Genomic DNA, 21,496 nt, shown 5'->3' with positions numbered 1-21,496 from the left:
ATTGAGCGGATTCGGTGGTTTGGTTAGGGTGCCCGGATGCCTTCTCAACGCGCCCTACTGCCGCGCTCGACACCGGCCGCCTCGGGGATGTCGTCCCGCGCGGTCACCGCGCTGCTGGACCGGCTCGAAGCGCAATCCGTCGAGTGTCACTCCATCATGGTCGTGCGCCGCAGTCACGTCGTCGCCGAAGGCTGGTGGGCGCCGTACTCGGCCGAACGCCCGCACCTGCTCTACTCGCTGACCAAGTCGTTCACCTCGGTCGCCGTGGGGCTCGCGATCGCCGACGGGCTGCTCTCGCTGGACGATCGGGTGGTGGACGTGCTGCCCGACCACGTTCCGGCCGGCATCTCGGAGCAGGGCCGCCGCCTCACTGTTCACCACCTGCTGTCCATGACGACCGGACACCGCACGGACAGCCTCGCCGAGGCCTGGCAACTGGAACCGGGCGACCTGGTGAAGGGCTTCCTGCGCGTACCGTTTCCCGAGGCCGAGGGAACACGGCACGCCTACGACAATCCGACCACCTTCATCCTGGCCCGGATGGTGGAACGGGTCACGGGCCGCGGTCTGCCGGAGCTGCTCGACGAGCGTCTCTTCACGCCGATGGGCGTCGAGCACGCCGAATGGGACCGGGTGGCGAGCGGGGCCGCCTTCGGATTCCACGGGTTGCACCTCACGACCGAGGCCGTCGCCGCCTTCGGTGAACTGCTGCTGCGCGGCGGCCTCTGGGGTGACCGGCGGCTCGTCCCGCGCGAATGGGTGGAGCTCGCGACCAGACGGCACATCGATACCCTGCAGATCGAGGGCTGGTCGGAGAGCGCCGACTACCTTTGCGGTTACGGTTACCAGTTCTGGATGTCGCGTCACGGTTACCACGGTGACGGCGCCTTCGGCCAGCTGTGCGTGGTCGTCCCGTCGCATGATCTCGTGGTCGCCGTGACCGGCGCCCATACGCAGGCACAGGCAGTGCTCGACGCGATATGGGAGTGCCTGCTGCCCGGCGTGGACCACGCGGGAAGCACCCGGGACGACGAGATCCTCGCCGATCGGTTGCGGCGGCTGTCATTCGTGCCGGTGCCGGGTTCGGCCGCCTCGGAGCGTTCCGTCAAGGCGAGGCTCGACGCCTCCGCCGAGGATTCGGCTCTGCCCGACGGAACCGCGGTGATCGTCGATCCCGTGGACGGTGGATGGCTCCTGCGGCTCGGGTCCTCCCTCGACGTCTCGGTCGGCCACGGCGGATGGCGGGAAAGTTCGCCGCTCGGCCGCCCTGTCGTCGCGGCCGGCGCCTGGCAGGGCGACACGTTCGTGGCCGAGCTTTACGTCATCACCACCCCGCACCGGGTCCGGCTGATGGTCGACGCCGGCACGGGGACGGCGGTGGCGACGTGGAGCACCGTGCCCCTGACCGGCCCCAGTCTGGCGTTGCATCTGCGGTCACCGCTGATGACACGGCCCGACGTCGCGTAGGCGATATCGGCCAGGTGGACCGTACGCGGGAGCTACAGGCCGTCGTCGATGCCTGGGCCCGCCCGCGCGGAGTGGATTTCCTCCCCAGATCGCCGACGCCGCCGGTGCACCTGCACCCGGCTACCGGTCCCTCCTGGCGGGCGGCGCCTGACCGGGACGGTCCGGCTTTCCCCACAGCGTGCTGAGTGACTTCCATGACGGCCTGCTTGATATCGCGCCGGTGCGCCGGTGCGAGGCGGAACGGACCTCAGCAGTCGTAGTCGGTGAGGTGCTCGTACACAAGGCCAAGATCGATCACGGCGACGCCGAGCGCCGCGAGTGCGACCCGGACGTTGCTGGCGGCGCACGGCGGCAGGTCGTCGCCGGCGAGCTCTTTAAGAGCCTCATAGGCGGCAACGAGCTTGGCCTCCTGGTCGGTGAAGGAACTGTTGAGGAGATCGGCAGCCATGGAAATCAACCCTTCAGCGCAGGTCCTGAAGGCGCTTGGCCTTCAGCTCGAAGCGAGGCAGTGAGTCGGGGGCCGCCCGCTCGACGATGAAGCGCAGGCCTTCGTGGGCTTCGGCGAGCTCGGCCTGCAGCCGGCCTGCCAGATCCGCCCACGCCCCGTCGTCGAGGGTCGGCGCGGGCTCGACCGCCAGGAAGACCTCGTCGCGCAGATCGACTTTCTCGATCCGGATCTGGAACTCCTCGATCGGGAAGCCCCGGACTATCGCCTCGACCGCCCGCGGGTACACGTTGGTGCCGCGCACCAGCTTCATGTCGTCTACGCGACCGAGAATGCCGCCTTCGTAGAGGTCGAAGGTACGGCCGTTGGCGGCGGTCGTGTGGGGCACCTTCACCACCGCGTCCGCGGTGCGGTACTTGATCAGTGGAATGATGCTGCGGCCGAACGACGTGGTGACGCGCTCACCCCACTCCCCGTACGGAAGCTCCTCGAGCGTCTCCGGGTGGTAGACCTTCTCGATGAAGTGGTCCTCGATGATGTGGCAGCCGCCGGGCTGATCGGCCGGCTCGAACATGAAGATCGTTGAGATCTCGGTCATCCCCGCGGTGTCGAACGCCTTCGCACCCCATTCGGCTTCGATGAGTGCCTTCGTCTCGGGGATCATCCCCGCGGGCTCACCGGAGAGGACGACTGTGCGTACGGCCGAGTTCGGAAGGTCGATTCCCAGCTCGCGCGCCTCCTGGGCCATCCGGAACGCGTACGTCGGCGTGGTCGCGACCACGGTGCAGCCAAAGTCGATGATCTGCTTGACTCGCTGCGTGGTGCTCTGCGCGCCGCCGGGGATGGTCAACGCCCCGATCTTCTCCAACCCGTTGTGCAGCCCCCAGAAACCGATGAAGGAGCCGTATCCGAAGGCCAGGTAGCCGACGTCGGCCGGTCGGATCCCGATGCCCCATAGGGCGTAGCACCACATCTCGGACGCCCAGCACCAGTCCTTGCGACTGTCGAGCGCCCGCAGTGGCGTGCGCCCCGAAGTGCCGCTCGTGGTGTGCATGCGGATCGCGCCCGCGGCGCCGGTCACCGGCAGGTCGCCGTAGGGCGGCAGCTCCGCCTGGTTCGCCATCCACTCGTCCCGGGTGAGGAACGGGATGCGCTTGTAGTCGTCCCAGCTCTTCAGCCGGTCCGCGGTGAATCCGGCCGCCGCCCAGGTGCGGCGGTAGAACGGGCTGCGGGTCTCGGCCCACTCAACGAGGCGCCGCAGCTTTGCGAACTGCAGAGCGCGCAGGTCATCCCGGGCGAGCGTCTCCGTCTTCGGGTTCCAGTACGGGCTCTCAGCCACACCGGGATCCTTCCCTGAATGTCACGATCGTGACGGTCGTCATAAGAATGAAAGCTGCTTGACCTCGGGCCCGCGGCGCCGCGCTTGGATTTCTCTTTGGGTGCGTGCGTCGAGATTATGTAAGACGCCGGCATGGCGCGTCCCGGTCAGGCCGCCGGGCGCTTGATCCGCTCGTCGGGAATCACCGCGACGCCGAGGATCTCGATCATGGCCTCGGGCTGCCAGAGCGCTGTGCAGCCGATCCCCGCCATCGCCGGATAGACCGGACCGGCCAGCTCGCGCCAGACTCGGCCGATCTCCTTGCCATGCGCCTGGTAGTCCGGGATGTCGGTCAGGTAGATCGTGATGCTGACCAGGTCCGCAGGCACGCCGCCTGCCGCGGCGAGCGTGGCCAGCACGTTGCCGAACGCCTGTCGAAACTGCTCCACGATCCCACCGGGAACGATCTGCATGGTGGCGTCCAACGCGGTCTGGCCGCCCAGGTACAGCGTGTTGCCTGCCAGCGTGCCGTGGGAGTAACCGCTCGGCGCCGGCAGGGAAGCGGGGTTGATGGCGTCGGGGGCCACGGGTTCCTCCTCGGTCGCGAGTTTGGTTGCCACCACATTTAAGCGCATCTATGTTGTATTTTCTAGACGGTCGTCAATATTCTGTGACATCAACGGAGCCTGGGAGGTACGTATGCGGCTTGCGACCGTGATGACCGAAGCCGGAACGACCGCCGCCGCACTGGACGAGGCCGGTGTCTGGCGTCGGCTGCCTGCCGCGGACCTGTCGGCGCTGATGGCCGCCGGGCCGATCCGCCTCGACGACCTCGCCGGCCCGCTCCTCGGGGCCGTTCCCGTTCAGCCCCTGCCGTCTCCGGGCAAGGTGATCTGCTGCGGCCTGAACTACGGCGACCACATCTCCGAGATGGGACGTGAGCTCCCGGCCCACCCGACCCTGTTCACCAAATACGCCGACACGCTGATCGGCCCGGGCGAGCCGATCGAGCTGCCGGTCGGCCTCAAGGTGGATTGGGAGGCCGAGCTCGCCGTCGTGGTGGGGGCCGCGCTGTGGCGGGCCGACCGCGACGTCGCCGCTGCCGCGATCGCCGGTTACACCGTTGCCAACGACATCTCGGTGCGCGACTGGCAGCACCGCACCAGCGAGTGGTTCCAGGGCAAGGCCTGGGACCGGTCGACGCCGATCGGCCCGGTGATCGTCACCCCCGACGAGGTGGACGTGGCCGCGGGGGTGGAGGTCATCTGCCGGGTCAATGGTGCGGAAGTGCAACGCGGCAGCACCCGCACCCTGGTCTTCGACCCCGCCGACCTGCTCGCCTACATCTCCACCTTCACCGTCTTGCGCCCCGGGGACGTCGTGCTGACCGGTACCCCGGGCGGCGTCGGAGCCGGTCGTAAACCGCCCCGCTACCTCGCCGACGGCGACGTCGTCGAGACCGAGATCCCCGGCATCGGCACGCTACGCAACGCCGTGGCCTTCCACGCCGGTCCCGCTCACTAACGACAACCCAGGAGCCAGTCATGGAGCATGGCCTGAACAAGTACGTCCTTGAGGGCGACAACTCGATGTACGCCACCGAGAGCGGCCTGGTCGTCCCGGTGGTGACCCGCGGCGGCGGCGAGGTCGGCGACACCGGGCAGTCCGCCGGCGCGACCCGCATCTCCGGTGTCAGCATCCAGCACACCCCGGCCACCAAGCTCTGGTTCGGCAAGGTGAGCAACGAGGCCGGCTACCGCTCCGTCCCGCACCACCACGGCGAGGCCGAGACCGGTGGCTACGTGCTCTCGGGCCGCGCCCGCATCTACTTCGGCGACAGGTTCGAGGACTACGTCGACCTCGCGGAGGACGACTGGGTCTTCGTCCCGCCGTTCATGCCCCACGTCGAGTGCAACGTGGACCGCAACAAGCCGCTGACCTGGATGACGACCCGCACGCCGGAGAACATCGTCGTCAACCTGCCCGACGTCCCGGACGCCGAGCTGCCGAACTGGCTCGACCGATGACCACCGGGACGCCGACGACCGCGCAGACGCCGCCGACCTCGGCGGTCTTCTCCGCCGCAGTCACCCTCACCGAGGCCGAGCCGGAGCACTTCGATCTCGCGTTCACGGCCGTCACCCAGCCGTGCCCGTGGCCCAAGGCGTACGGCGGCGACCTGGTCGCCGCGGCCGCGGCCGCGGCGATGCGGTCGGTGACCGACGGCAAGACGCTGCATTCGATGCACAGCTACTTCATGCGCCCCGCCGACATCGGCGCAGCCGTGCGGTATGAGGTCGAGTTGCTGCGCGACGGCCGGGGCTACAGCACCCGCCAGGTCCGCGGCTACCAGAACGGCAAGCCGGTCTACGTGTGCCTGGCCGGCTTCGCCGCAGGCGAGCCCGGCGGGACCTTCGCCGCGGAGTTCCCCGCCGGCGTCCCCGGCCCCGGGGAACTGCCCGGCGCCGCGGCCTACCTCGGAAGCCGCAGCGGCGGAACCATGACCGAGGAGTCCAAGGCCTACTGGTCCGCCGGCCGCAGCTTCGACATGCGCCATGTCCCCGGGCCGGTCTACCTGACCGTCGACGGCGAGCAGGTCCCGCACCAGGCCGTCTGGGTCAAGCCGTTCGACGCCCTGCGCAGTGTCGAGGCACTCACCGACGAGCAGCGCGACCTCGCCGCGCTCGCCTACGTCTGTGACTACACCATCCTCGAGCCCGTCCTGCGCGTGCTCGGGCTGCCCTGGGCCGAACCCGGGCTCGTCACCGCCAGCCTCGACCACGCGATGTGGTTCCACCGGCCCCCGGCATCCGGGACGGTCGACGACTGGCTCCTCTACGTCCAGGACGCGGCGGCGGCGGACGGCGGCCGCGGCCTCGGCATCGGTCGCTTCTTCACCCGTGATCGCCGCCATCTGGCCACCGTCGTGCAGGAAGGCATGATCCGCACCGTGGAGAGGAATCCGTCATGAGGATCGCGATCGCGGGCGGTGGTCCCGGCGGACTCTACTTCGCCGCGCTGATGAAGCAGCTCGATCCGACCCATGAGGTCACCGTCTGGGAGCGCAACGCCCCCGGCGACACCTTCGGCTTCGGTGTCGTCTTCTCCGACGAGACCCTCGGCGGCATCGAGAACGCCGACACGGTCATCTACCGGCAGATGGAGAACCGGTTCGCCCGCTGGACCGACATCGACATCGAGTTCAACGCCGCCTCGTTCACCGTCGGCGGCCAGGGCTTCGCGGCGATGAGCCGCAAGGAGTTGCTGCACATCCTGCAGGAGCGGGCCGCCGAGCTCGGCGTGACCGTCCACTACCGGGCCGAGGCGCCCGATGTCGAGGAGCTGCGCGCAGCGTACGACCTGGTGCTGGCCTCCGACGGGCTCAACTCCACCATCCGCACCACGTTCGCCGACGTCTTCAAGCCGTCGCTGGACGTACGCAGGAACAAGTACGTCTGGCTCGGCACCGACCTGGTCTTCGAGGCGTTCCAGTTCTTCGTCAAGCAGACGGAGTGGGGCACCATGCAGATCCACGGCTATCCGTTCTCCAGCACCGGCTCGACCTTCATCGTGGAGATGCACGAGGACGTGTGGCGCCGGGCCGGCTTCGACGCCACCGAGCACGAGGTCTTCCCGCCGGGGGAGTCCGACGACTACGCCGTCACGCGGATCAAGGAGATCTTCGCCGACGAGCTGCGCGGCCACAGCGTGCTCACCAACAACTCCAAGTGGATCAACTTCACGACGGTCCGCAACGAGCACTGGTACGCCGGCAACGTGGTGCTCCTGGGCGACGCCGCCCACACCGCGCACTTCTCCATCGGCTCGGGCACCAAGCTCGCCATGGAGGACGCACTCGCGCTGGCCGCCTGCCTGCACGAGTATCCGACGGTGGCCGAGGCTCTCGCGGCCTACCAGTCCGAGCGGAAGCCTGTCGTCGAGTCGACTCAGCGCGCGGCGCAGGCGTCGCTGGAGTGGTTCGAGAACATCGGGATGTACGCCGACCAGGAGCCTGCGCAGTTCTGCTTCAACCTGCTGACCCGGTCACGGCGGATCACGTTCGAGAACCTCAAGCAGCGCGACGCCGAGTTCGCCGACCTGATCGAGGCGGAGTTCGCGAAGACCAACGGGCTGGAACACGCCGCGCCGGCGATGTTCCAGCCGGCACGGATCGGCGGGCTGGAGCTGAGGAACCGCGTCGTGGTCTCGCCGATGGACATGTATTCCGCCACGGACGGCGTCCCCGGCGACTTCCACCTCGTCCACCTCGGCTCCAAGGCGCTCGGCGGCGCCGGCCTGGTGATGACCGAGATGGTCTGCGTCTCGCCCGAGGGGCGGATCACGCCGGGTTGCACCGGACTGTGGAACGACGAGCAGCGCGACTCGTGGCGGAAGGTCACCGACTTCGTCCACACCGAAACCACCGGCAAGATCGGGCTTCAGCTTGGCCACTCCGGCCGCAAGGGCTCGACCAAGCTGATGTGGGACGGCATCGACGACCCGTTGGAGGAGGGCAACTGGGAGGTCGTCGGTCCTTCCGCGCTGCCCTACGGACCCGGCTGCCATCTGCCGCGTGAGATGACCCGGGCCGACCTGGACCAGGTCGTCGCCGACTTCCGCGCCGCGGCGCGCCGCGGCGTCGAGGCGGGCTTCGACCTGATCGAAGTCCACGCCGCGCACGGCTACCTGCTCTCCTCGTTCCTTTCGCCGGTCGCCAACCACCGCACCGACGAATACGGCGGGCCCCTGGAGAACCGGCTGCGTTTCCCGCTTGAGGTCTTCGACGCCGTCCGCGCGGTGGTGCCCGACCCGATTCCAGTGACGGTCCGCATCTCGGCGACCGACTGGGCGCCGGAGGGCAACACCGAGCACGACGCGGTGGAGATCGCCCGCGCGTTCATCGAGCACGGCGCCGCCGCCATCGACGTCTCCTCCGGCCAGGTGACCAAGGTGGAGAAGCCGGCCTTCGGGCGGTCCTACCAGACTCCGTTCGCCGACCGGATCCGGCACGAGGTCGCCGGTCCCGCGGGCGTCGCGGTCATCGCGGTCGGCGCGATCTCGTCGTACGACGACGTCAACTCGATCCTCCTCGCCGGCCGCGCCGACCTGTGCGCGCTGGGCCGCAGCCACCTCTACAACCCGCAGTGGACGCTGCAGGCCGCCGCCGAGCAGGAGTACCGCGGCGCCGGCGCACCGTGGCCGGAACAGTTCGCGGCCGGCCGCCGCAAGCCGCCCAGCTCGCGCACCGACAAGATCCCGCCGCGCCTGGCGCTGCTGCGCGCCACGGAAGGGGACACCGTGCATCTGCGATGGACTCCCGACCGCGTCACGGTGAGCCCGTGACAGCTCCACGAGACACCGGAGTGGTCGGAATCCGGCACCGGGTGCGCGTGGAGTGGATCGACACCGACGCCGCAGGGATCTACCACAACACGGCCGTGGTGCGGTTCGTCGAGGCCGCCGAGGCCGCGCTCATGCGTGAGCGCGGCCTCGACGGCTACTTCTCCTCAGCCCCGCGGGTCCGATACGAGCTGGACTTCGAGTCGCCGCTTCGCTTCGGACAGGAGGCCACCGCCGTCGTCGAAGTCGTTCGCATCGGCACGACCTCGATGACGTTCGCGTTCGAGCTCTGGGGCGAGCCGTTCGACGGGCGACCCCGCACCCGTGCCGCACACGGACGGTTCGTCACGGTCCACATCGATCCGCACACGGGCAGGAGCGCACCGTGGCCACAACCGTGGCTCACCGCGCTCGGCGTCTCATAACCAGGGTTTTCCAGTAACGTGGATCAGGCATCATGAGCCAGATGAGCAACACGGATCCGGTAGACACGATCACCCCGTCCCACCATTCACGCACCGTGCTCATCGGTTTTCTCGGCGCCATTGTGCGACGGATGGGAAACTGGATGCCGATCGCGGGCACAGTCGAACTGCTCGGCCAGTTCGGCCTCGACCAATCAAGCGTTCGCACCGGTGTCTTCCGGCTCAAGCAACGTGGCTGGCTGGTCCCGGAAACGCGCGGAGGGACCCGTGGCTACTTCCTGACGGCGGAGGCGTTCGAGTCCCTCGCCGTCGGCGACAAGATCATCTGGCATGCCCGACAGCCGGCAGAGCTCTCCGACGGCTGGTGCGTGGTCAACTTCTCGGTGCCCGAGTCGACGCGGACGAAGCGGAACCAACTCCGTGCGCATCTGTCGTCGCTCGGGTTCGGCAATATCAGTTCGGCGGTCTGGATCGCTCCGGCACGGATGTTGCCGGCCGCTGAGCGCGCCATCGGCGAACTCGATCTCATGCGCCACTGCGCTGTCTTCGTCGGTGACTATGTCGCAGGCCAGGACCTTCGAACGATGGTCCACGCCTGCTGGGACCTCAAGGGAATCGACCATCGATACCGTGAGTTCATCGACAGACACAGAGACGAGGCGCACGTGCTCGAGCGCTCAGGAGTCATCGACGGGCAACATGCGTTCGTGTCCTACCTCGCGGTCATCGATCACTGGCGGAAGCTGCCCTTCCACGACCCCGGCCTGCCGCGTGAACTCCTCCTGGACGATTGGGCGGCACCGGCCGCAGGGGCTCTCTTCGAGAAGCTGGTCGCACTGCTCGAAGGCCGTGCTCTGGCCCATGCGGCAAGCTACTGGCCCACCACCACGGCGAGCCGGGCCGCTCCGGTCACTCAGGCGAGCGGTCAGACCACACCTCAGGCGACGTGACTCCACCGGGAAAACCCGTTTGCCGCCGGCGCGATTCCGCTGGAAGGATCACGCCCCATGAGCCGCCCCGTCATCTCCGAGATCCCGACCGGCCCGGTGACCGTCCCCGACGTCGTCGCGGCGCTCGCCGGCGGTGACACCGTCACCCCGGTGTGGCGCAACGAGCTCGGCGGCCTCACCTTCCGCCTGGAGGACGGGCGCGACGGCACCAGATACGCCAAATGGGTCGCCGCCGGCACCCCGGAGATCGACCTGCCCGCCGAGGCCGAGCGCCTGGCCTGGGCGCGGCGTTGGGCGGCCGTTCCGCGAGTCATCGAACACGGCACGGACGCCGACGGCGCGTGGCTGGTCACCGAAGCGGTCCCCGGCCGCCCGGCGGTGGACCCCCGGTGGATCGCCGACCCGGCGACCGCCGCGGCCGCGATCGGCCGGGGGCTGCGCCTGCTCCACGACGCCCTGCCCGTGGAGCAGTGCCCGTTCGACTGGAGCGTCGATCGGCGGCTCGTCCGCGCCGACGAGCGTATCGCCGCCGGAGAGGGGCCGGCCGACTGGTTCCCCGAGCACCGGCATCTCGATCCGGCCACGGCCCGGACGCGCATCGGCGAGCCGCCCGCGATCGACCGCCTGGTCGTCTGCCACGGGGACACGTGCGTCCCCAACACCCTGCTGCACGACGACGGCACCTTCGCCGCGCACGTCGACCTCGGTTCGCTCGGGGTGGCCGACCGGTGGGCCGACCTCGCGGTCGCGGCCTGGAGTACAGAGTGGAACTACGGCCCGGGTTATGACGGCATCGTGTACGACGCCTACGGGATCGCCCCGGACCCGGAGCGCATCGCCTACTACCGCCTGCTCTGGGACATGGCCTGACCGGTTGCCGCCGCGTCCGCATCGCCACCCGGTTCCGCATCGAATCACCGATCCCGCCGGCTCAGCGAGATCGCCCGCCCGGCGTGCGGTCGAGCACATCAGAAGAAGAGATCCGCGGTCTCGGCCATCACAATTGAGCGGTGATCCGCCCGCATGCGCGCCGAAGGATTTCGCCGTCGTTCTTCGTGGTTCTGACGTTCGTCGCAGGCTTTCTGCTCTACCTCGCCGTGCCGAACGTCATGCCCGTCATCCGGGCCGCCGGCGCCGATGGGACGCCCGGCGTCTTCACGGCGGAGAGGCTCGACTGCGTTCATCACGGCGCGCACGAGCAGTGCACCTGGCTGGGCGAGTTCCGCGCGGACAACGGGGAGCGGCGGGAGGTCTCGCTGTACGGCAGCGACCGGGGCACGCTCCACGCCGACCAGCGGATCAGGGCTTTCGACGTCGGGCGGTCAAGCCGCGTATACGGCTCCGGCGGCTCCAACGAGTGGGTGTTCACCGCGCTGCTGCTCGTCGCGGGGCTCTCGCTGTTCATCTACGCGGCGAGGCGGCTCATCGTATGGAGCATGCATTCTGACGGAAGCGCCGTTGGGTAGACAGTCTCATCCGGTGGGTTGACCGCCGCGACGCCGTGTTCCGTCCGTCATTCCGCCGCAGCGCGCCGAGCACGACTGCGGACCACCCCCCTGTCGGAGGAGATCACGATGGCACGTCCACGTACGATGCCCGACCTTGAGGAATTTCATCCCGTCCCCGCGACGTCCACCTTCGTCAACGGCGTCTTCCCCCGCAGACGCTGGCTGGTCGTGCTGTTCAGCGCGCTCGGGGGCTTCCTGCTGACCGTCTTCTGGTCGGCGCAGTTCGTCGACCAGGAGATCGGCGACAGCGTCGCCAACGCGCTGCTCGGACACGACGCGAAGGCGACACCGATCGCGGGAATGGCCGCGGGCATCGCGTTCGCGTTCGTGTCCGGGCTGGCCGGCACGTTCACCGCCTGCAACATCGCCGCGCTCAGTGCGGTGGCGCCCCTGCTCGGCGCCGGCGGCAGCCGCTGGGGTCGTCTGCTGCGTGCGCTGAAACCGCTGGGCTGGCTGTCGGTCGGCATGCTCTTGGTGTCCGCCACGTACGGTGCGATCGTCGGGCTGGTCGGCACCCGTATGCCGCAGTTCTCGACCGTCCAGAACGTCGCCGGAAGCCTTTCTCCGCGCAGTATCCAGTCGATGGTCGTTTTCGGAGTGATCGGGCTGGCGATGCTCTACCTGGGTCTCGCGGCGCTCGGCATCGTGCCCGACCCCTTCGCACGGCTCGCCGCGCGCTTCCCGAACGCCCCGATGGTCTTCATGGGTGCGCTGATCGGCGGATTCCTGATCGGGCGGCCCTTCCCCCTGTTCCGGCAGATGTTCCGCGACGCGGCTGACAGCGGCAACCCGCTCTACGGTGCGGTCGCCTTCAGCCTGCAGTCGCTCGGGAACATCGTCATCATGGCGGTGCTGTTCCTCGTCCTGACCCTCATCGCAGGTGACCGGCTGCGGCGGTGGCTGGCCGCGAAGCCGAGCCGGATCGCGGTCCTGACGGCTTCGGCCCTCATCGTCGCGGGCGCTTTCACCTTCCTCTACTGGGATGTACGGCTGCTCGCCGGCCGGGGGATCATCCCGTGGTACCCGATCGTGGACTGGTTCCCGGCGTAGGGCACCGGAGAAGCCCGAGCCCGTTCATCCTCGGCGGATTCCCGGGGCCGTCGCAGCATGACCGTCAGCCGCCGGCGACCAGAAGCCAGACGCTCGACTGGGATATCCCAGTCGAGCGTCTCTGCGTGGTCCGCTGTTCGGTTCGGCCGCGACGGCGTCCCGGTGCTCGCCGGGTGCTCGCCGAGGTGGCCCCTTGTATTACTACGCGGGGGAGGGGGCGCACGTGCACACCATGGCTGCGCGCTCGGACTTCCGGGGACGGCGGTGCAGGATCATCGCCACCACCATCGGGACGAAAACGATCGCGTTGTAGAACAGGTGCAGCTCCATGCGCGGGAAGACGAGCTGCAGAACGCTGGTCACCGCCGGGCGGCCGAGGAGGTGGTTACCCGTGACCGCCTGCAGGAGCAGCAGCAGGTGCTCGCAGTGGTGCCAGATCTGGATGCCCAGTGAGATGTTCCACCAGGTACGGGCCCGGCCGGTGAAGCCCTTGCGGAGCGCGACGAGCGCGACGAGCATGATCAGGGCGTAGCCGTAGTGCAGCCACTCGGACGTCACCAGCCAGGGGAAGAACAGCCCGAGCACGCCGCGTGCCTCGGGGAGCGGCCAGCCGAGCGCGTAGACCTGGATGGCCTGCACGACATGCTCGGCCCAGTGGGCCACCACGATCGCCAGGAAAATGTTGAGACCGATTCTGTGGTATTGCCCATTGAGTGATCCGATTTTTTGCGGGTAGTTATTCGCGGCAGCCGCTCCAGCAGCCATTGGAAACCTCCGGGTCGGGATTATTTTGAAATTTCCCCTAGCTGGCAAAATCGGCCTCAACTTAGCAATTCACGTCACCCGAAGGCTTCTTCCAGGTTGCTGTATCTTCTTGCGACGGCACAACCGGAGAAGACATGAGGATCTCCGTACGGGCACGCTTGAGCCGATGACTCCCGCGTATGAGCCCCACTTAGCGAGGTATCTGTAATGCTGGCCGACCAGCAGTCCAGTCAGCCGGAAGCGCTCCGAGAGCTCTCCGAGGGGGAGGAGCGGCCGCAGGCGATGGCCCGGCTGCGCGAGCGGCGTGGCCGGCTTCGTGACGAGATCGCCGCCGGGTCCCGCGACGCGGCGGCCAGGCAGCGGGCCCTCGGCAAACGGACCGCCCGCGAGCGGCTCGACCTCCTGCTGGACGACGGGTCGTTCGTCGAGATCGAGATGTACCGCCGCCATCAGGCCCAGGGCATGAAGCTCGGCGAGAACCGGCCGTACACCGACGGCGTGATCGCGGGCTCCGGCACGATCGACGGCCGCAGGGTCTTCGTGTACGCCCAGGACTTCACGGTGTTCGGCGGCTCGCTGGGCCAGGCGCACGCCGCGAAGATTCACAAGGTGATGGACCTGGCGATCGCCGCCGGGGCTCCCGTCATCGCGCTCAACGACAGCGGGGGAGCGCGGATCCAGGAGGGAGTCATGTCCCTCGACGGGTACGGCGGGATCTTCCGCCGCAACGTCCAGGCCTCCGGCGTCATCCCGCAGATCAGCGTCATTCTCGGGCCGTGCGCCGGAGGAGCGGCCTACTCTCCGGCCCTCGCCGACTTCACCTTCATGGTCCGCGGCACGGCGAGGATGTATCTGACCGGGCCCGACGTGGTCGAGGCGGTCAGCGGTCAGCGGGTCAGCCACGAGGATCTCGGGGGCGCCGATGTCCATGGCCGCCGTACCGGAGTGGCGACGCTGGTCTACGACGACGAGGAGAGCTGCCTGGACGACGTGCGCTACCTGGTTTCACTGCTCCCCAGCAACAACCTGGACCCGTCGCCCAGCCTGCCGTCCCGGGGGGCGGCCTCCGACTGCCGTCCCCGGCTCGCCGAGATCGTTCCCGTCGAGTCGAACAAGCCGTACGACATGCGCGCGGTCATCGCCGAGTTGGTCGACGACGGGGAGTTCATCGAGGTGCACGAGGACTGGGCGCAGAACGTCGTCTGCGTCCTCTCCCGTGTCGACGGAGAGGTGGTCGGCGTGGTCGGCAACCAGCCCATGGTGCTCGCGGGCGTGCTCGACGTCGCCGCGTCACAGAAGGCTGCCCGGTTCGTACGGTTCTGCGATGCTTTCAGCATTCCGATCGTGACGCTGGTCGACGTCCCCGGTTTCCTTCCCGGCACCGACCAGGAGTACGCCGGAATCATCCGGCACGGTGCCAAGCTGCTGTACGCCTACTGCGAGGCGACCGTGCCGCGCATCCAGGTCATCCTCCGCAAAGCGTACGGCGGGGCGTACATCGTCATGGATTCGCGTTCCATCGGCAGCGACCTGTCACTGGCGTGGCCCACCAACGAGATCGCGGTCATGGGCGCGCAGGGCGCGGTGAACGTCCTCTTCCGTAAGGAGTTGGTGGCCGCCGCCGATCCGGAGGGTCTGCGGGCCGAGCTGACCGACGAGTACACCGAGCAGCTCATGCATCCTTACTACGCGGCCGAGCGGGGTCTGGTGGACGACGTGATCGACCCGGCGGAGACCCGGGCCGCGGTCGCGCGCGGACTGGCCATGCTGAGGAACAAGCGGCAGCCGCAGCCGCAACGCAAGCACGGCAACATCCCGCTGTAGTCACCGGCCTGCGGAGACCATGCCGACGCCCTCGACCTCCCGCTGCATCCGGAGCTTCGAGGCCGCCACCGAACGGCGTGCGGCCTCCGGGGTGTCCTCGGCGCTGATCATGAGGCCGGTGAGCTGGGCGTCGAAGCAGCGTTCCGCGTCGTAGGGCTCGATGAGGTATCCGCCGAGTTCCAGGGTGACCAGACCGTGGGTGGCGGTCCACATGCGGTGGGCGACGAGTTCGGCGTCGTCGTCGTGGAAGCGGCCGGTCGTGATGCAGCGGGCGGCGCAGTCGATCACCGGGGCGAGGGTGTAACGGCCGTGCTGGCGGTCCTCCTCGGTCAGGGAGAATCCGGCGAGCGAGGCTCCTCCGAACATGACGGCGTACAGGTGGGGATTGGCCAGGGCGTTGCTGCGGTAGGCGCGGCCGAGCAGGGCCATGTCGGCCACCGGGTCGTCGGTCTGCTTCACGAGGTTGAAGTAGTGCTGCATGCGGGCGAAGCCCTCGTGGACGATCTCACGCACCAGCCCGCTCATCCCCCCGAAGTGGGTGTAGATCGCCATCGTCGAGCTGCCCGCCTCGCCGGCCAGGCGACGCGTGGACAGCGCCTGCGGACCTTCGACGGACAGTAGTCGCGCGGCGATCTCGATCAGCGTCAGGCGGGCTGCGGGGTCCGATCGGCGAGGGCTCATCTTGACAGTGTTGCATAACATCGATATGTTTTGAATCCACAACACTGTTATGGCTCGCTGGCCTCAGCCGAGGAGGCGCTGGACATGGTTCAGGCTCACGCACACCGTCCGGTGACGGAATCCGACGAGTGGCTCCAGGTCGACGGCGCGCTCCCCGCCGACCTCGGCGGATGCTTTCTGCAGTCCTTCACGCACCCGGTGGCGGCGGCCGGTCTTACCGGTGGTGTCTCGGCCGGACCGCACGTCCTCTCCGGCATCCGGATCGGCGAGGGGCGCGCCCGGTGGCATCGCGCGCGAATGAGCGTGCGGCGTGACGCCCTGCTCGGGCCCGTCCCTCCCCTCGCCCCCGCGATGTGGCCGGGGTCCGGCGCGCCCGACAGGCTCGGCCCCGTCAGTGTGGCCTGCCCGGTCCGCGACACCACGGGTGCGTGGCACACGGTCGTCACCTATCCGGGGCTCGACTACGCAGAGCACCTGACGGCTGACTCCGACGGCGACGTGTCGCACGCTTCGCCGTTCCCGCTGCAGGACGCGCCGCTCATGCAGGCCGTCGCGCTCACCACGCGCTACGTCGTCGTCTTCGACCTCCCTGTCGTGCACCGGCAGGCCGCCGCCCTGATGGGGTCACGTTTCCCGTACGCGTGGCAGGCCGGCAGGCCCGCCCGCATCGGCCTGCTGGCCAGGAACGGCGGGGCGGAACCGCGCTGGTTCGAGGTCGAGCCGTGCTACGTCTCTCACGCGGTCAACGCCTATGAGGAGGACGGCCGGGTCGTCGTGGACGCCGTACGGCACGCACGGGCCTTCGACGGCGCGGCTCCCGGAGCCGAGCCGCCGCACCTGCGCCGCTGGACGCTCGACCTCGCCACCGGGGCGGTAGGTGAGCGGCCGGTGATCGCGGCGGACGGGACGTCACAGGAGTCGGCGCTGGTCGACGAGCGAGCGCGGGGCCGCTCGCACCGCCACGTGTTCGGGTCGCGCGACCGGACCGCGGGGTCCGCGCTCGTCCGCCACGACCTGCTGACCGGCGCCACCGAGACCTGGGAGTTCGGTGAGGGCGTACGGGTCGACCCGCCTGTGTTCGCGCCCCGAGCGGCTCAGGGTGAAGCGGCATCGGGCGGTGTGGAGGGCGACGGCTGGCTCATGGCCGTCGCACACGATGCCGTCCGTCGGGTGAGTGAGCTGCTGGTGTTCGACGCACTCGACCTCGCCGCCGGGCCGCGGGCCTCGGTGTGCATCCCCGGAGGCTCGCCGGTGGGCTGCCGCGTCACCTGGCTGCCCTCGCTCGCCGGGTAGCGACCGGCATACGGCGACCTGCGACAGGTCGAGACGGTATGCAGCAGGTTCGGAAGGCAGAACGGTCTCCGCCGACGCCGGGCCTGAACGGCCGTCGTCACCTGTGGAAGACGGCCTGATGCCGGTGTCCGTGGTCGGCGGCGGAGGCGGTGCGGATGGTGCGCCACGGTCCTCGGCCGGGTGCCGGGCGTTCTCGCGGACCGTGTGCAGTGCGTCGGTGGTGAGCACCGTCGCGGTCGGGTCCCCGCCGCCGAACAGTGATCTCGGTTCGGATACCTCGCTGCTCTCGGCGTCGATGGCCTGCTGGGCGAGGGCGGCATGGCGGGTGACGGAACAACTGCAGCAGTTGCGGAAGTTTCGCGCTGACAAGCGTGAGAACGACAGGGCCCAGGTTTGGTTTCGCGTTCTGATCTGGGCCTTCGTACCTGGATGGGTGATCGGGAATCGAATCCGCGCTGTCAGCCCGGTGAATTTCACCGGATGCACTGATGGTGAACCCCGAGGTTCCGTACGGGGCTCTCACGGCTTGATCACTGGTGTGCGGATGGTGCCGGCTCCTCGCGGCCACCGAGATGGCCGCACGGCTTGCCGACGAGGGTGCGGTTATACGGGGAGGCCAACCGCCTGTGATGATTCCCGGTCGAGGAGGGCGGGGAGGATCGGAGGATCCACTTCCCGTATCCGCCTGAGCCGGAGGGCGATGTTCGCGGGTGATTCAGGCTGTGCGGAGACCGGGCCGTACACCGCGATCGACTCGGTGCCGTTCCGCGGGAACGACCGGGCCAGCACATAACAGTCATCGGGCACGACGCCGCTGAGTTCGAACGGCCCGGCGTGCGGAATCATTGTGGGCAGCGCGGGCAGCCCTTCGGGAATGCGGTGCGGGAAGACCCCGATGAAAGTGGGATCGTCCTGTGCCTCCGGCGCGACCGTGATGACGCCACGTATGATCGTCGGTCCGTTGACCGCCGGTGGCGCCGGCCGGAAGCCGCCGTTCTGCCGATAGTCCACAGGCGCCATGCCGACCATGCTCTTGAATCTGGAGCTGAACGTCCCCACCGCGGAATAACCCACTATGTGGCAAATTTCTGTCACGCTGTGCGATGATTCCAGCAGGAGTCGCTTGGCTTCCTGTAGACGGAGAGCGGAAAGGAAACGCCCCGGTGAAACTCCGGTCGCCCGTTGGAAGATGCGGGAGAAGTGGAACTTGCTGAATCTGGCGACGTGTGCCATGTCGTCGACTGTGACCTCTTCGCTCAGATTCTCATGGAGCATTGCGATGATTGCTTTAATGGATTCCTCGCTCACCTTGTCCATCTCAACCTCCGTCCTGGTTGTGTCGACGGGTGAATGCTCGTGAAATGGAGTCTAGTATGCACCTTTTGTCATGTTCTATAGAGAGGTTCACAACCCTGGTGTGAAAAATTCACATACGGAGTGATGAATTGCTAACTTTCCTTGCTGTCGTAACTGCCGCACAATCCTGGTTGTCATAGCCGATGAAATCTGAGGAGTCGGGACATGGCCGCTGTCAACACACGTGCAGAAAAGATCAAGGAACAGGACTGGCGGTTCGCCGAGTTGGTCATGCGTACATGGATCGAACCGCAGCTTGCGGACCGCTATCGTGAAGATCCGGTAGGCACACTGGCCCAGTTCGGCATTTTCATCCGTAGTGAGGAAGAGGCGCCGGAACTCCGAACGGGGCTCTTGGACGAGATCTCCATCAGGGTTGAGGATCTGGACCACCCGAGCGAACAGGTCGCGGCCATCCCGTCATTCAGGTGAATACGTAACGCCGCACGATGGAATCCAGGCGCACCGGAGCCCCCCGCATCGCCTTCAAGCGCCATGTGCGGGTAGAGCCGGTTCCCGGAGGGGCCGTCTACCTCGTCTCGCCCGCCGGGACGTTCGCCCTGTCCGGGACGCACGCGCGGGCGGTCGCCGCACTGCTCGACGGCACCAGGACATTGGCCGAGGTGCGGGAAGCCCTCACGTCCACCTGCTCGTCCGAAGAGCTCGGCCAGATGCTCGGCCGGCTTTCGAAGGCGAACCTCATCGGGTTCCGCCACTCCTCGGGAACGCGGGACACCGAGGCCCAGGCCTACTGGGACCTGGCCGGGTTCGACGGAGATCATGTCGATCTCGGCCGGGCGAGCGTGGACATCGTGCGTGTCGGGAAAGTCGACGCGGAGCACGTCGAGGAAGCGTGCCGGGCGATGGGACTGAGCAGGGGAGACGGCGCGGGTGCCGTGGATCTCTCGCTGGTCTTCTGCGACGACTACCTTGATCAGGAGCTTGACGAGATCAACAGGCGGCACCTCGCTCTGGGGCGAGCCTGGCTGCCCGCCGTCACGTCCGGCGCCGTTCACTGGATCGGCCCGGTCTTCGATTCGAAGGCGGGGCCATGCTGGTCTTGCCTGGCCAGCCGGCTGCACGAGCGCCGGCAAGGGGAGAGCTGCGTACGGCGCGAGCTGGGTGGGACAGGTTCCGTCCGCCCGCCGCCGGCGTCACTCCCCGCGACGCGCATGATCGGGATCCAGTCCGTGGTCCTGCAAGCGGCCAAGTGGCTGGCGGGGGAACGGGACGACCTGTCCAGCGTCCTGTGGACGCTGGACACCACCACGTTGGAGAGCCGGCGACACGTTGTGGAGCGCCGTCCGCAATGTCCTTCATGTGGGGATCCGGAGATGGTGGCCGCTCGGGCCAGAGTGCCGATCGTTGTGCGGCCTCGGCTCAAGGCCGCCTCGTTCGAGCTCGGCAACGGTCACCGGTCGCTCTCCGCCGAGCAGGTGTGGGAGCGGTACGGCCACCTGGCGGATCCCGTCACCGGCGTCACCGGGGAGATCCGGCGTGACTCTCGTGCGCCCTCATTCCTGCACTGCTACCTCGCGGGACACAACCGGGCGCTGCGATCGGACCGCCTCGACGTGGCCAGGGCGGGGCTTCGGTCACGGAGCGGCGGGAAAGGGGCCGGCGACACCGAGGCCAAGGTGGGAGCCCTCTGCGAGGCGGTGGAGCGGTACAGTGCCTCCCGCTTCGGGGACGAGGAAGCGGTGCTCGACACTCTTCGCGGTCTCGGCTCGCAGGCCCTGCACCCCAATGACTACCAGCTCTTCCATCCCCGCCAGTTCAGTGAGCGCGAGCGGTGGAACGCTGCCCACATGTCGTTCCACCATGTGCCGGAGCCCTTCGACGAAACGGCTGCGGTGGAATGGACGCCGGTGTGGTCTCTGACGACAGGACGGCACCGTTTCCTCCCCACTGAGGTGCTCTATTTCCATGGCGACGCGGCTCGCTCCCGGCTGTGGGCCGACTCCAACGGAAACGCCGCGGGATCGAGCCTGGAAGACGCGATCGTCCAGGGGTTCCTTGAACTCGTGGAGCGGGATGCGGTGGCCCTGTGGTGGTATAACCGCACGCGCCAACCGGCGGTCGACCTCGCCTCGTTCGACGACGTGTGGATCACCGACCTCCGCGAACGGTACGCCGAGGTGGGCCGGCGTCTCTGGGTGCTCGACCTCAGCACCGACCTGGGGATCCCGGCGATGGCGGCGATTTCCCAGCGGGTGGACAAACCGGCCGAGGACATCATGCTCGGGTTCGGAGCCCATTTCGATCCGCGAGTCGCGGTCCGGCGGGCTCTCACCGAACTCGGCCAGCTGCTGCCCGCCGTGGCAGGGGTCAAGGCCGATGGGACCGGGTACGGCGTAGCCGATCCGCATCTCCTGGATTGGTGGCAGTCGGCGACGACGGCGGCGCACACCTACCTTCCGCCCGACCCGCTGCAATCGTCACGGCGCAGGTCCGACTATCAGTACGTGCCCCGCGCCGATCTGCGCGACGACATCGACCATATTCGCAGTGTGGTCAGTCGGATGGGATCCGAGCTTCTCATACTGGACCAGACGCGCCCCGATATCGGCATGCCTGTTGTGAAGGTCATCGTTCCCGGCCTCCGGCACTTCTGGGCGAGATTCGCCGAAGGCAGGCTCTACGATGTGCCGGTCCGTCTCGGCCGCCTCGAGAAGGCGATCCTGTACGACGAGCTCAACCCGATTCCTTTGTTCCTCTGACGGAATTCGCGCCAGGAGCGGTATACATGCCGGCGTCCATGGAGGCGGCATGGTTCGCGCCGTGGTCTTCAGAGGATGTCTTCCTCGAGTTCCAGGATGAAGGGTTGATCCTGCGCAGCCGGTGGAAGGATGTCTCTGTGCCCATGCCAGGGCGGTCCATGATGGGGTGGTAACAGGTCAATCCGCTGCCACGCCTCAGCGGTCAGCTCATGTCTCACCGCTAACGATAATCTGACAACGCCAGTCGTGATCACTTGTCAGAAACGCTCTAGTTCGGTCGATCGGCCTGATATAGCCTGATCTTCGACTGAGGCGGCGCAGATTCGCCAGAGTCGGAGGGGGCGGGAATGGCCA

Annotated in this window: 20 protein-coding genes; 14 read left to right on the top strand and 6 right to left on the bottom strand. The window is 68.0% G+C overall.

The genetic code is table 11. The annotated features are described in order from the left end of the window. Positions 1 to 36: 36 nt before the first annotated feature. Positions 37 to 1,467, top strand: coding sequence for a serine hydrolase domain-containing protein (locus tag OHA77_RS05695; protein WP_406316632.1), 1,431 nt, complete (start codon positions 37 to 39; stop codon positions 1,465 to 1,467). 247 nt (positions 1,468 to 1,714) lie between these two features. On the opposite strand, the gene OHA77_RS05690 is transcribed toward OHA77_RS05695, so the two are convergent. The 3 genes from OHA77_RS05690 to OHA77_RS05680 all read right to left on the bottom strand — a co-directional run bounded on the left by OHA77_RS05690 (position 1,715) and on the right by OHA77_RS05680 (position 3,850). Continuing rightward, a complete protein-coding gene (locus tag OHA77_RS05690; RefSeq protein ID WP_406316631.1) occupies positions 1,715 to 1,915 on the bottom strand; it encodes a hypothetical protein in 201 nt (66 codons plus the stop codon). Between the two features lie 13 nt (positions 1,916 to 1,928). Next, positions 1,929 to 3,251 (bottom strand): phenylacetate--CoA ligase family protein, encoded by a 1,323-nt coding sequence (locus OHA77_RS05685; protein ID WP_406316629.1) that lies wholly within the window; start codon positions 3,249 to 3,251, stop codon positions 1,929 to 1,931. Positions 3,252 to 3,397: 146 nt separating this feature from the next. Next, positions 3,398 to 3,850, bottom strand: a complete 453-nt coding sequence (locus tag OHA77_RS05680) for a RidA family protein (protein WP_406316628.1) — start codon at positions 3,848 to 3,850, stop codon at positions 3,398 to 3,400. Between the two features lie 79 nt (positions 3,851 to 3,929). Here OHA77_RS05680 and OHA77_RS05675 point away from each other — a divergent pair, with 79 nt between their 5' ends. The 9 genes from OHA77_RS05675 to OHA77_RS05635 all read left to right on the top strand — a co-directional run bounded on the left by OHA77_RS05675 (position 3,930) and on the right by OHA77_RS05635 (position 12,503). Next, positions 3,930 to 4,754 carry a fumarylacetoacetate hydrolase family protein gene (locus OHA77_RS05675; RefSeq protein WP_406316627.1) on the top strand — a complete coding sequence of 275 codons (825 nt, stop codon included), beginning with the start codon at positions 3,930 to 3,932 and terminating at the stop codon, positions 4,752 to 4,754. Between the two features lie 20 nt (positions 4,755 to 4,774). After that, positions 4,775 to 5,257 carry a hypothetical protein gene (locus OHA77_RS05670; RefSeq protein ID WP_326821718.1) on the top strand — a complete coding sequence of 161 codons (483 nt, stop codon included), beginning with the start codon at positions 4,775 to 4,777 and terminating at the stop codon, positions 5,255 to 5,257. Beyond that, a complete protein-coding gene (locus tag OHA77_RS05665) occupies positions 5,254 to 6,201 on the top strand; it encodes an acyl-CoA thioesterase (RefSeq protein WP_406316626.1) in 948 nt (315 codons plus the stop codon). Before OHA77_RS05670 ends, OHA77_RS05665 begins: the two co-directional genes overlap by 4 nt. Then, entirely contained in the window at positions 6,198 to 8,573 is a 2,376-nt protein-coding gene (locus OHA77_RS05660) for a bifunctional salicylyl-CoA 5-hydroxylase/oxidoreductase (protein WP_406316625.1), read from the top strand. Before OHA77_RS05665 ends, OHA77_RS05660 begins: the two co-directional genes overlap by 4 nt. Further along, positions 8,570 to 8,995, top strand: coding sequence for an acyl-CoA thioesterase (locus tag OHA77_RS05655; protein ID WP_406316624.1), 426 nt, complete (start codon positions 8,570 to 8,572; stop codon positions 8,993 to 8,995). The genes OHA77_RS05660 and OHA77_RS05655 overlap by 4 nt, the downstream gene beginning before the upstream one ends. Before the next feature lie 41 nt (positions 8,996 to 9,036). Then, complete coding sequence (locus OHA77_RS05650) at positions 9,037 to 9,945, top strand: PaaX family transcriptional regulator C-terminal domain-containing protein (protein ID WP_406316622.1); 909 nt, start codon at positions 9,037 to 9,039, stop codon at positions 9,943 to 9,945. A gap of 57 nt (positions 9,946 to 10,002) precedes the next feature. After that, positions 10,003 to 10,815: an aminoglycoside 3'-phosphotransferase gene (locus OHA77_RS05645; protein ID WP_406316621.1), complete on the top strand. Its 813-nt coding sequence runs from the start codon at positions 10,003 to 10,005 to the stop codon at positions 10,813 to 10,815. Between the two features lie 140 nt (positions 10,816 to 10,955). Further along, complete coding sequence (locus OHA77_RS05640; protein ID WP_406316619.1) at positions 10,956 to 11,411, top strand: hypothetical protein; 456 nt, start codon at positions 10,956 to 10,958, stop codon at positions 11,409 to 11,411. 108 nt (positions 11,412 to 11,519) lie between these two features. Next, positions 11,520 to 12,503, top strand: a complete 984-nt coding sequence (locus OHA77_RS05635) for a hypothetical protein (RefSeq protein ID WP_406316617.1) — start codon at positions 11,520 to 11,522, stop codon at positions 12,501 to 12,503. Between the two features lie 201 nt (positions 12,504 to 12,704). Here OHA77_RS05635 and OHA77_RS05630 read toward each other — a convergent pair whose 3' ends face one another. Then, the gene (locus OHA77_RS05630; RefSeq protein ID WP_326821726.1) at positions 12,705 to 13,169 is read right to left on the bottom strand and encodes a hypothetical protein; all 465 of its coding nucleotides are present in this window, start codon (positions 13,167 to 13,169) and stop codon (positions 12,705 to 12,707) included. 381 nt (positions 13,170 to 13,550) lie between these two features. Between OHA77_RS05630 and OHA77_RS05625 the strand changes: the two genes are divergently transcribed. After that, positions 13,551 to 15,092 carry an acyl-CoA carboxylase subunit beta gene (locus OHA77_RS05625; RefSeq protein ID WP_406319768.1) on the top strand — a complete coding sequence of 514 codons (1,542 nt, stop codon included), beginning with the start codon at positions 13,551 to 13,553 and terminating at the stop codon, positions 15,090 to 15,092. Here OHA77_RS05625 and OHA77_RS05620 read toward each other — a convergent pair whose 3' ends face one another. Further along, positions 15,093 to 15,773: a TetR/AcrR family transcriptional regulator gene (locus OHA77_RS05620; RefSeq protein ID WP_326821728.1), complete on the bottom strand. Its 681-nt coding sequence runs from the start codon at positions 15,771 to 15,773 to the stop codon at positions 15,093 to 15,095. Positions 15,774 to 15,857: 84 nt separating this feature from the next. Between OHA77_RS05620 and OHA77_RS05615 the strand changes: the two genes are divergently transcribed. Further along, complete coding sequence (locus OHA77_RS05615) at positions 15,858 to 17,066, top strand: carotenoid oxygenase family protein (RefSeq protein ID WP_406316614.1); 1,209 nt, start codon at positions 15,858 to 15,860, stop codon at positions 17,064 to 17,066. 603 nt (positions 17,067 to 17,669) lie between these two features. On the opposite strand, the gene OHA77_RS05610 is transcribed toward OHA77_RS05615, so the two are convergent. After that, on the bottom strand, positions 17,670 to 18,383 hold the full coding sequence (locus tag OHA77_RS05610; protein ID WP_406316612.1) for a helix-turn-helix domain-containing protein: 714 nt from the start codon (positions 18,381 to 18,383) through the stop codon (positions 17,670 to 17,672). A 204-nt stretch (positions 18,384 to 18,587) separates the two neighbouring features. Between OHA77_RS05610 and OHA77_RS05605 the strand changes: the two genes are divergently transcribed. Together OHA77_RS05605 and OHA77_RS05600 are read left to right on the top strand one after the other, a co-directional pair. Further along, positions 18,588 to 18,854, top strand: coding sequence for a hypothetical protein (locus OHA77_RS05605; RefSeq protein WP_406316611.1), 267 nt, complete (start codon positions 18,588 to 18,590; stop codon positions 18,852 to 18,854). A gap of 17 nt (positions 18,855 to 18,871) precedes the next feature. Continuing rightward, positions 18,872 to 21,142: a TOMM precursor leader peptide-binding protein gene (locus OHA77_RS05600; protein ID WP_406316610.1), complete on the top strand. Its 2,271-nt coding sequence runs from the start codon at positions 18,872 to 18,874 to the stop codon at positions 21,140 to 21,142. Positions 21,143 to 21,496 lie beyond the last annotated feature (354 nt).

It is taken from the genome of Streptosporangium sp. NBC_01639, assembly GCF_045209755.1.
Taxonomy (GTDB): domain Bacteria; phylum Actinomycetota; class Actinomycetes; order Streptosporangiales; family Streptosporangiaceae; genus Streptosporangium.
This window is presented reverse-complemented; position numbering and strand designations above follow the sequence as displayed.

Excerpts from the sequence above, each read along its gene's own strand:
- OHA77_RS05600 (WP_406316610.1), top strand. The coding sequence starts at position 18,872 with ATGGAATCCAGGCGCACCGGAGCCCCCCGCATCGCCTTCAAGCGCCAT.
- OHA77_RS05635 (WP_406316617.1), top strand. The coding sequence starts at position 11,520 with ATGGCACGTCCACGTACGATGCCCGACCTTGAGGAATTTCATCCCGTC.
- OHA77_RS05615 (WP_406316614.1), top strand. The coding sequence starts at position 15,858 with ATGGTTCAGGCTCACGCACACCGTCCGGTGACGGAATCCGACGAGTGG.
- OHA77_RS05610 (WP_406316612.1), bottom strand. The coding sequence starts at position 18,383 with ATGGACAAGGTGAGCGAGGAATCCATTAAAGCAATCATCGCAATGCTC.
- OHA77_RS05650 (WP_406316622.1), top strand. The coding sequence starts at position 9,037 with ATGAGCAACACGGATCCGGTAGACACGATCACCCCGTCCCACCATTCA.
- OHA77_RS05645 (WP_406316621.1), top strand. The coding sequence starts at position 10,003 with ATGAGCCGCCCCGTCATCTCCGAGATCCCGACCGGCCCGGTGACCGTC.
- OHA77_RS05605 (WP_406316611.1), top strand. The coding sequence starts at position 18,588 with ATGGCCGCTGTCAACACACGTGCAGAAAAGATCAAGGAACAGGACTGG.
- OHA77_RS05690 (WP_406316631.1), bottom strand. The coding sequence starts at position 1,915 with ATGGCTGCCGATCTCCTCAACAGTTCCTTCACCGACCAGGAGGCCAAG.
- OHA77_RS05670 (WP_326821718.1), top strand. The coding sequence starts at position 4,775 with ATGGAGCATGGCCTGAACAAGTACGTCCTTGAGGGCGACAACTCGATG.
- OHA77_RS05660 (WP_406316625.1), top strand. The coding sequence starts at position 6,198 with ATGAGGATCGCGATCGCGGGCGGTGGTCCCGGCGGACTCTACTTCGCC.
- OHA77_RS05695 (WP_406316632.1), top strand. The coding sequence starts at position 37 with ATGCCTTCTCAACGCGCCCTACTGCCGCGCTCGACACCGGCCGCCTCG.
- OHA77_RS05620 (WP_326821728.1), bottom strand. The coding sequence starts at position 15,773 with ATGAGCCCTCGCCGATCGGACCCCGCAGCCCGCCTGACGCTGATCGAG.
- OHA77_RS05625 (WP_406319768.1), top strand. The coding sequence starts at position 13,551 with ATGGCCCGGCTGCGCGAGCGGCGTGGCCGGCTTCGTGACGAGATCGCC.
- OHA77_RS05675 (WP_406316627.1), top strand. The coding sequence starts at position 3,930 with ATGCGGCTTGCGACCGTGATGACCGAAGCCGGAACGACCGCCGCCGCA.
- OHA77_RS05665 (WP_406316626.1), top strand. The coding sequence starts at position 5,254 with ATGACCACCGGGACGCCGACGACCGCGCAGACGCCGCCGACCTCGGCG.